This window comes from Psychrobacter sp. Ps4, assembly GCF_022129285.1.
In the GTDB taxonomy this organism is placed as follows: Bacteria; Pseudomonadota; Gammaproteobacteria; order Pseudomonadales; family Moraxellaceae; genus Psychrobacter; species Psychrobacter immobilis_A.
In genome coordinates this window covers 26,410-34,667 of the sequence record NZ_JADQAK010000030.1, presented here as the reverse complement: position 1 = coordinate 34,667, position 8,258 = coordinate 26,410, and the positions used below count along the sequence as shown (strand labels likewise).

Sequence of the window (8,258 nt, the reverse complement as noted above, 5' to 3'; positions counted from 1 at the left end):
TGCCTAAGCTATTTCAGGATATGGGCTGTATTTATTTTATTGTGAACTGACTATATCAAGAGCAGCTAAAAGTTATTCATGATAAGAACGATCAGTTAGATATTCTTCTAGGTGATGCCGCAAGTAGAGTGATTGTTTCAGAATATGCGCTTAGTGCAGAGCAAGAAAGGAAAGCTGAAAATTGGCTGAGAAGGGGATCAATTTTTTGCATGGCACTCATTGTTGGTATAGCAGGTTATTCGTTCATAGAGTCGATGCACCAAAGCTTCGACCTTTCTAATGCTCTTTTACGATTGGCATTAGTGTTCTTATTATCTGTGCTAGCTGCCTACTTAGCGCGTGAGTCTACTAAGCATCGTCAGCAACAGTATACACACCTTCAAACATCACTAGATTTGAAAGCTATCAATCCTTATATAGCCTCGTTACCTGAAGAAGAGCAACATAAAATAAAATCAGAAATTGCTCAAAGAATATTTGCCCCTAAAGATTTTCAATCTATAAGTAATGAGTCTTATCCAATTAATTCTCAAGAAGTCATCATGGCACTTATTTCAAAGTTTGGAAATGATAAGGATAAATAAGCCAACTAAGCATACATAGAAAATATCCTTTCAATACTGCATCACGATAAGATTTGTTCTAACATTTAGCTAAGAAATCTTAATCCAGATGTTTTCAATGCCCATACCATCTCAACAAAGGCGCGGCTATTAGTCAAAGGCTCGCCATCGATGATGAGGGCGTAACCTGAACCATCAATCCATAAAAACACAAAGCTGGTCTCAGGAATCAATAAGTCAACTTGTTGAAAAAACGAGATGGCTTGGCTTTCGACCGCCCAGCCGCGTTGTTTTTGGCGAATCATAAAACCTGAAAAGTCAGCAGCTGCAACACTTAGCATGTCCGCTTCTTCTTGGCTGTAACCGATTCGTGCTAGGCAAAACCCTTCATCAGAGCCAATAGCGGCACGGCGTTTACCGGATAAGCTGGCAACCACATACGGTAAAAACTGGTCCAACGGCAGATTGGGTGCGGGTAACAACAAAGACAGCTTTTCAATCCAGCCGTGTTCTATAAAGCTCTGTAGCCATTCGTCAGAATAACGCTCAAGCCAATCAGCGGCGAGCAACGTCTGCCCATAGGACATTAAGTCTTGTAATGACAGCTGTTCATCAGTGGGCTCACTTTGTGAAAATGCCTCAAAAATACCGGCTGGAGTGAGGGTTAGATACGTTTTATCAGCATTTAAGTAAGAGGACATAGCGGCTACCATTGTGATGAAAGGGTTAAATCGGCGATAAATTAGGTCTTGATGGTCTGATCAAGATGCTGTTGACAGTTGTTCCAGCGCTCATCGAACTGCCAGTCGCTTTTACCCAAGCGAAACCATACTAACGAGAAGGCAAGTCGATCATTGCGAGCGATACAGTGAGCAAAGAATTCGTTTTCGATCTGCTCAATCGTGCCCCAATCCTTATCTTCATGCGCCTGCATGAGCTCAGCGGTGATGTCTTTGGATATTTCTTTGGCATCATCGCTACTGATAAGCAATCGCTGTTTTTGCTCATTGAGAGACGGCGATATCAGGACACTCCAGCGAGTCGCCAGCATACTATTGCGTTGAATATATCGCTTCTTACTAATACAATCGCGAAACCCTTGCTGGACATGAGGGTACAAGCGATCTTTAATACGCGTAAACAGATTATTTACATCGTAAGGAATGTCATACCAACAGCCATAAAAAAAGTCTGCGACGGCACCTTGTAGCGGCTCTTTTTCGGTTAAAAGTAATGCGGCATTGATACGTTGTTCATGAAAATGACGGTTATTGGGTGCCAAAAACACTTTACGCGAATATAAACGAAATACTCGGCGCGCCTCCATCTCATTTTCTTTGATAAGGTCTAAATCAGACATAATAGTGTCCTTTAAGTCATAGTGTCTATTATATGGCTAACAGCTTATGGCTAATATCGTATGGTCAAAATGATATAGCCACTATTGAGCGACAATAGGCTATGACTTCACTAAGCGAAACGGTGCAACGTGCCAATTAATAATTAATAATTAATCAAGTAAAGTTTGCATCAAATCTATCATAAATTCAGCATCTTCTTCGTCCATGGCTTCAAACCCTTGAGGCATGCCAAGTTCAGCCAATGCTTCTTTACCATCGTCATCATTATGCAAGTTCAGGATCGCATTCATGAATATTTCTGTATCAGGAAAGCCATCTTTAATCAGTAATACATGGCTAATATCTGCCAAATCACTTTCGATTAGCACTGACAGCTGAGTTTTGGTCAAGCGTGAAAAGCTATGAAAAATCTCTGCTAAGAAGAAGGCCGCTTGAGCATCACCTTTGATGACTTTACGGGCAGCTGCCTGATAAGTCTCAGTGATATCCCAGTTAAGATCAGACTCTTCTATATCCACAGCTTCTAGCAAGCGTAAGCCAATCAGCTTAACATCACGGTTGTCTGCCATTGCTACGGTCGCACCCGCTTTAATGTCTTCTAAGCGCTTGATATCACTGTTTGCCGCAGCAGCAATGACCATCTCATCCGATTTGCCAATAGGGCGAGCAACAGCGTGATAGCCTTGTTCACGGATCAAAGTAGCTGCATCAAATGGGTTGGCATAGATAACTTGAATGTCACCTGCCTCAATGATTTGTTCTTGTTCAGCATGTGAGGTAGGTATGTTTAGATGCATATTTAGGTTGGCACGTTTTTGAATCAAAATATTAAACATGTGCCAGCCTGCAAAATGCTCAGGAGAAAAATCAGGGGCGATTAACATATTGTGTGTCGTCATGATTTAGCCTTCCTCATTTTGATTCATTTGGGCATACTGAGCCATAGCCGCTTCGATTTTGCTACGTGATGGCTTACGGCGTACCGAGGTATAACCCACTGTTTCGCCGCGACGAATGTTTGGCACAACGGTCGCATAGACCCAATAGTGACTACCATCTTTGCATAAATTCTTAACGTAGCCATGCCATTTTTGTCCAGCCGCTGCGGTATCCCACAAATCTTTATAAGCGGCTTTTGGCATATCAGGGTGGCGCAAAATAGATTGTGGCTGACCAATAAGCTCATCAACGCTGTAGCCACTGATTTCGACAAAAGCATCATTGACGTGAGTCAGCATACCATCCAAATCGGTGCGCGATACAATCAGCTTGCCATCAGGATAGGGGCGTTCAATACCAGTATCATAGACAGTCCGTGATGTACCATCATAATAAGTCAGAGTAATCTGCTCAGCGGGCATATCAGGCTTATGTGCATCAGGGATTGGAGAACCCATCGTAATCTCCTTTATTTATCGTTATATTTATAATGATTAAAAAGCCAATCTGGTGTGGTAGTTGTCGATAACATCATGTTGCCTTTCAGCTCAGTCGTCGTCCCAATATTTATCAGGCTATTATTCCATACAAATAATGTGTGCCATCTTAAATATTTTTTATGAGACAGTCACTTTATTTTGATTTAAAGTCATATTTGTCAGTCGCGCTATGTGCTATATGGCGTTAAATAATAAAAAATGTGTTATCGACAAAAATCCAAATTTACCAATTAGATAAGTTTTGCAAGGGCTTCTGAGGCACGCTTGATATCTAAGAATATCAAACCAAGTTTTGCATTCGGTTTTGCCATAATAGTAAGTACCGCTTCATCTCCAGATGAGGTCATAATCACGTAGCCTTTTTCACCTTGAATCATAATACGATCGATACTACCACGTGCCAACTCACGACCTGCGCGGTCACCCAATGACAATAAAGCCGCTGACATAGCGCCAACACGGTCTTCATCAACGCCCGTTGGTAGTGCTGAGGCAATCATCAGACCATCGTTAGAAATAAGGGCAGATGCTTCAACATCGGCTGATGAGCTGTTTAGGTCTTCCAAGATTTGCTGGAATGAATCTGTACGCATATAGTTTTCTCTATGACGGGTTATTCAATTGATCAAATAACAGTGAGTAATGGTGGAGAATAAATGTTGACTAAGTCGGCTATTATAAACCCTTGCTGTTAATATTGATATACATCGGCTCAAGCAAAAAGCCAAGTTTTTGGGTTTTTTATACCGTTTGGTGCTGATTATTGACCTTTCCTCTTTACTTAACGGTTATCAATACACAAATTTCCATTAATATTTGATTTATTTACTGATTAGGAAAACGAAGATTTTTTAGTAATACAGGACTATTTTTAGCACAATCAACGAGATCTGTAAGCTCATCAGTCGGTGTCTCAAGGTGCTATGCAAAGGCGCACTCTAGACTGTGCCAATAAAAATCGCTTATAACTTTTCATGATGGTGATATTTACTAGACTTATACGCCTCAAAAATGATATATATTATGAGATAAAAAATGTTCTTGTCTCTGAATGTGGCGTCTAGGCATAAATTCAGTCAGCTTTTTTAATCCCATTTGTCTCTACACAAGCCAGCGTGTCGGGGCAATTTCAGTTTTACACCAGTGTCTACAATCCTCTCGTTTGTTGTCATACGACGTGACATCGGTGTAAGTAAGCACGTTCACCATTTTTACCCTAAGGAAAAGATATGAGTATCAGTCAGGCCATCGAAAAAGTCGAAGCGCGTTATGCCCATCAACCTGAATTCGTTCAAGCGGTAAAAGAAGTTGCAATTACGATTGCGCCGTTATACGACGCCCACCCAGAATATGATACTTTTAAAATATTTGAGCGCCTCGTTGAGCCTGACCGCGTTATTGCTTTTCGTATTAACTGGGAAAATGACCAAGGTGAAGTTCAGGTTAACCGCGGCTGGCGTGTCCAGTTCAGCAATGCATTAGGTCCTTATAAAGGTGGCGTGAGATTTCATCCGACTGTCAACCAATCTGTTTTGAAGTTTTTAGGCTTTGAGCAAATATTCAAAAACGCTTTGACTGGATTGCCAATGGGCGGCGGTAAAGGTGGCTCTGATTTTGATCCCAAAGGCAAAACAGACAGTGAAATCCGCCGTTTTTGCTATGCCTTTATGCGTGAGCTACATCACTATGTGAATAAAGACATCGATGTGCCCGCTGGTGACATTGGGGTGGGTGGGCGTGAAGTCAGCTATATGTTTGCTATGTATAAGAATTTAACGCACGAATACGGCGGCGTTTTGACCGGTAAAGGCGTTGGCTTCGGTGGCAGTTTGATGCGTACTGAGGCGACAGGTTATGGCGCGGTGTATTTCTTAGAAAACATGCTTACGGCGCAAAATGACGATATCAAAGGTAAGAGAGTATTGGTTTCAGGTGCTGGTAACGTCTCATTACATGCTGCTGAAAAAGCCCATATGCTGGGCGGCATCGTCGTCACTGTGTCAGACTCACAAGGGACTTTGTATGATGAAGCGGGTCTAAATCAAGAAAAAATTGATTGGCTCAAGGCGCAAAAAGCAAAAAGCAAACCGTTGGCTGAGTACGTCGATGTTTATGGTGGAGAGTGGTTTGCGCAGCAAAAGCCGTGGCAATTCAAAGGCGACATCGCGATTCCATCAGCGACGCAAAACGAAGTCAATGAAGAAGATGCCAAGCTCATGGTTGAAAATGGCATCACATACGTTGTCGAAGGTGCTAACATGCCATTGACTGCTGAAGCCATCGACTATATTCGTTTGCACCGGGTGCATTATGCCCCAGGTAAAGCCGCCAACGCGGGCGGTGTAGCAGTCTCTGCACTTGAGATGTCACAAAACTCAGTCCGTCAGTATAAGAGCTTTGAGCAAATCGACTTGCGCCTCAAAAATATCATGCGAAATATCCATGACTGCGCAGCTGACGCCTCAGAACAGTATGGTCAAACAGATAATGGCTATATCAACTATATGGCTGGTGCAAATATCGTTGGCTTTAAACGAGTTGCTGATGCATTGGTCGCTTACGGTATTTTAAACTAAGCACTTTTATCATAGCCACCTACTAACGAATAACGCGTCTGTTTTAACGATAGGCGCGTTTTTTATGAATTAACCCTACCGTGAATAGTCAAAGTGGTTTTTATGAAGCGATACGATTGACCTATTGATAATGTGTGTTTTTTAAAAGATAATAATTTTAGAACACTCAATAAGATTAATTTTGTGGAGACCGTTATGAGCAAGATTTTCAAGCCATTTTCGCTAACGACTTTGGGTACTCGTGTTGCAGTAGTAGTGGGTGCCGCTATGTTGACTACGACAATCTATGCATCTACACAGCAACCGCTAGCAAGTGAGGTGCAAGCCGCCAAAGCCAGTAGAATAAGCTTACAACAAGCAATAAATATTGCGGCGAAAAAGTCATCTGGTCTATTGATGAGTGCCAGCTTTGATCACGATGATGATAAAGCGCAAGGCGGTGTGTATGAGATGGAATTTGTAACCAGTAGCCGAAACTATGAAATCAAAGTCGACGCCATGAATGGTAGAGTGATCAGTACGGATGTGGAACGATTAGACAGTGATGATCTGGTAGATTATAAGGCGCTTAAACAAGCGAAGATTGATGTTAAACAGGCAATGAAAATTGCTGAAAAACAATCGGGCGGGCGTGTTATCGAGATTGAGTTTAAAAACGACCGAGATTATAGTGATCATGCGTCCTATTATGAAGCTGATATCCTCAAAGGTAATAGTATCGTTTGGCTAAATGTTGATGCCAATACTGGCAGCGTATTCAACAATAAATTTAAGAAATAGCTAAATTAGATAGATAGATAGACAGACAGGTATCGCTAATAGTCGTTTTTCTTACTACTCAGTTTTTTGAAAATGGGATAGCAAAGCTGTGCATTTATTTTTAAAAAAGCCCCAATCATTCAATGACTGGGGCTTTTTTAATGTGAGTAGTTAGATAAGTTCGCTATACCGTCTCACGCCACTTGCCTTGAACCATAATGCCGTTAATAGGGTTTAGTCCCATCTGATAAGCCAAATCCGCAGGGCGGGCGATATCCCATAGGACTAAATCTGCATCACAGCCAATCTCTATTTTGCCTTTATTAGACAATCCCAGCGCTTGTGCTGCATAAACAGTTGCCCCTGCCAGTACCTCTTCAGTGGTTAAGTAAAATAGCGTACAGCCCATGTTCATCGCAAGCAATAATGAGGTAAGCGGTGAAGTGCCAGGATTACAATCAGTAGAAATAGCCATGGGTATTTGGTGTCTTCGTAATGCCTCGATAGGTGGCAACTTGGTATCCCGCAGGGTATAAAATGCACCGGGCAATAGAACTGCAACGGTATCACTGGCCGCCATTTTTTTGATGTCGTCTGCTGATAAATGCTCTAAATGGTCGCTTGATAACCCTTTATATTCGGCAACCAATGCACTTCCGCCTATGTCAGATAATTGCTCAGAGTGCAGTTTAACTGGAATGTTTAATGAGCGCGCGACTTCAAAAACGCGTCTGATTTGCTCAGTGCTAAAGGCAATATTTTCACAAAAGCCATCGACCGCATCGACTAAGCCTTCTGCATGCAAGATTGGTAGCCACTCGCACACTTGCTCGATATAATCATCCGAGCGGTCCTGCATGTGAGACTTGTATTCAGGTGGCAAGGCATGCGCCGCTAGATAAGTGGTACTCACATGGATATTATATTTTTCACCAAGCTGGCGAGCAACCGTGAGCATTTTGCGTTCAGTATCTAAATCTAAGCCGTAGCCCGATTTGATTTCGATACTGGTGACGCCTTCTTTCATGAGTGCTATTAAGCGTTTCTCACTTTGTGCAAATAGCGATTCAATATTGGCAGCGCGGGTGGCAGTGACAGTTGAGACGATACCGCCACCTTGTGCCGCAATGTCTTGATAACTAGCGCCTTGCAAACGTGCCTCGAACTCATTGCTGCGATTTCCACCATAGACGATATGCGTATGGCAATCGATAAGCCCTGGGGTAATCCACTTGCCATTTACATCTGTGATTTGATGATCTTGATAGTTAGGCAGATGAGCAGTGACTTGATCCTGTGTACCAACCCAAGCGATTTTGCCACTTTTAATACCGATGGCCGCATTATGCAATTGACCATATGGGATGCTATTAGCGTGCTCATTTGTATCATCACCTGCATCGATGCTAAAACCCTGTTGCGCTGAAAAGGTGGCTAGATTGGCATTGATAATAAGGTGATCAAACGATGTCATAATAGATGCATCGATTGTCTTATTCTTAGAATTCTCTGATTCATTCATAATATGCTCCTAATTATTGGGAGGCGAGTGACGTGTGT

General features: G+C 42.2%; 9 protein-coding genes. 3 read left to right on the top strand and 6 right to left on the bottom strand.

Going from position 1 to position 8,258, the window contains the following annotated elements; genetic code table 11:
• The first annotated feature begins 209 nt into the window (after window positions 1–209).
• Entirely contained in the window at window positions 210–584 is a 375-nt protein-coding gene (locus I3252_RS13580; RefSeq protein ID WP_238035601.1) for a hypothetical protein, read from the top strand.
• Window positions 585–649: 65 nt separating this feature from the next.
• On the opposite strand, the gene I3252_RS13575 is transcribed toward I3252_RS13580, so the two are convergent.
• The 5 genes from I3252_RS13575 to I3252_RS13555 all read right to left on the bottom strand — a co-directional run bounded on the left by I3252_RS13575 (window position 650) and on the right by I3252_RS13555 (window position 3,956).
• Window positions 650–1,264 (bottom strand): hypothetical protein, encoded by a 615-nt coding sequence (locus I3252_RS13575; RefSeq protein ID WP_055124632.1) that lies wholly within the window; start codon window positions 1,262–1,264, stop codon window positions 650–652.
• Between the two features lie 41 nt (window positions 1,265–1,305).
• A complete protein-coding gene (locus tag I3252_RS13570) occupies window positions 1,306–1,923 on the bottom strand; it encodes a hypothetical protein (RefSeq protein WP_238035600.1) in 618 nt (205 codons plus the stop codon).
• Window positions 1,924–2,073: 150 nt separating this feature from the next.
• Window positions 2,074–2,823, bottom strand: coding sequence for a PhnD/SsuA/transferrin family substrate-binding protein (locus tag I3252_RS13565; RefSeq protein WP_238035599.1), 750 nt, complete (start codon window positions 2,821–2,823; stop codon window positions 2,074–2,076).
• Window positions 2,824–2,826: 3 nt separating this feature from the next.
• Entirely contained in the window at window positions 2,827–3,321 is a 495-nt protein-coding gene (locus I3252_RS13560) for a PAS domain-containing protein (protein WP_193012388.1), read from the bottom strand.
• A gap of 272 nt (window positions 3,322–3,593) precedes the next feature.
• Window positions 3,594–3,956: a roadblock/LC7 domain-containing protein gene (locus tag I3252_RS13555; RefSeq protein WP_010201036.1), complete on the bottom strand. Its 363-nt coding sequence runs from the start codon at window positions 3,954–3,956 to the stop codon at window positions 3,594–3,596.
• Between the two features lie 636 nt (window positions 3,957–4,592).
• On the opposite strand from I3252_RS13555, the gene gdhA reads away from it, so the two are divergent.
• Together gdhA and I3252_RS13545 are read left to right on the top strand one after the other, a co-directional pair.
• Window positions 4,593–5,939 (top strand): NADP-specific glutamate dehydrogenase, encoded by a 1,347-nt coding sequence (gene gdhA, locus I3252_RS13550; RefSeq protein WP_201502734.1) that lies wholly within the window; start codon window positions 4,593–4,595, stop codon window positions 5,937–5,939.
• 195 nt (window positions 5,940–6,134) lie between these two features.
• Window positions 6,135–6,719 carry a PepSY domain-containing protein gene (locus tag I3252_RS13545; protein ID WP_238035598.1) on the top strand — a complete coding sequence of 195 codons (585 nt, stop codon included), beginning with the start codon at window positions 6,135–6,137 and terminating at the stop codon, window positions 6,717–6,719.
• 163 nt (window positions 6,720–6,882) lie between these two features.
• On the opposite strand, the gene hutI is transcribed toward I3252_RS13545, so the two are convergent.
• Window positions 6,883–8,220 (bottom strand): imidazolonepropionase, encoded by a 1,338-nt coding sequence (gene hutI, locus I3252_RS13540; protein ID WP_238035597.1) that lies wholly within the window; start codon window positions 8,218–8,220, stop codon window positions 6,883–6,885.
• Window positions 8,221–8,258: the final 38 nt, after the last annotated feature.

Bases quoted from the DNA above. Each gene is read 5' to 3' on its own strand.
- I3252_RS13580 (WP_238035601.1), top strand. From the start codon at position 210: ATGGCACTCATTGTTGGTATAGCAGGTTATTCGTTCATAGAGTCGATG.
- I3252_RS13555 (WP_010201036.1), bottom strand. From the start codon at position 3,956: ATGCGTACAGATTCATTCCAGCAAATCTTGGAAGACCTAAACAGCTCA.
- gdhA (WP_201502734.1), top strand. From the start codon at position 4,593: ATGAGTATCAGTCAGGCCATCGAAAAAGTCGAAGCGCGTTATGCCCAT.
- I3252_RS13545 (WP_238035598.1), top strand. From the start codon at position 6,135: ATGAGCAAGATTTTCAAGCCATTTTCGCTAACGACTTTGGGTACTCGT.
- I3252_RS13570 (WP_238035600.1), bottom strand. From the start codon at position 1,923: ATGTCTGATTTAGACCTTATCAAAGAAAATGAGATGGAGGCGCGCCGA.
- hutI (WP_238035597.1), bottom strand. From the start codon at position 8,220: ATGAATGAATCAGAGAATTCTAAGAATAAGACAATCGATGCATCTATT.
- I3252_RS13575 (WP_055124632.1), bottom strand. From the start codon at position 1,264: ATGTCCTCTTACTTAAATGCTGATAAAACGTATCTAACCCTCACTCCA.
- I3252_RS13565 (WP_238035599.1), bottom strand. From the start codon at position 2,823: ATGACGACACACAATATGTTAATCGCCCCTGATTTTTCTCCTGAGCAT.
- I3252_RS13560 (WP_193012388.1), bottom strand. From the start codon at position 3,321: ATGGGTTCTCCAATCCCTGATGCACATAAGCCTGATATGCCCGCTGAG.